Source organism: Roseomonas sp. 18066, assembly GCF_902706185.1.
Classification (GTDB): Bacteria; Pseudomonadota; Alphaproteobacteria; order Acetobacterales; family Acetobacteraceae; genus Pseudoroseomonas.
This window is the reverse complement of the sequence record NZ_CACSJM010000441.1, coordinates 1-225: the sequence shown is the minus strand read 5'-3', so window position 1 is coordinate 225 and position 225 is coordinate 1. Positions and strand designations below refer to the sequence as shown.

The following is a 225-nucleotide window of genomic DNA, read 5'->3' as shown; positions in this document are numbered from 1 at the left end:
CGCTGTCGCCGACGGAGACGGTGAGCATCACCATCAGCGGCCTGCCGGCCGGCGCCACGCTGTCGGCGGGGACGCACAATCCGGACGGCAGCTACACGCTGACCCAGGCGCAGCTGACCGGGCTGACCATCACCTCGCCAGATCCGGGCAATACCACGCTGCATGTGACGGCCACCGTCACGGACAGTTCCAGCGGCACCACCGCGACGACGAGCGCGAATGTCG

1 protein-coding gene is annotated in these 225 nt (G+C 69.3%); it reads left to right on the top strand.

The window, feature by feature from the left end:
• Nucleotides 1–20: 20 nt before the first annotated feature.
• A partial coding sequence (locus tag GVN67_RS29600; protein ID WP_160000816.1) for a hypothetical protein occupies nucleotides 21–225 on the top strand: 205 nt, incomplete at its 3' end.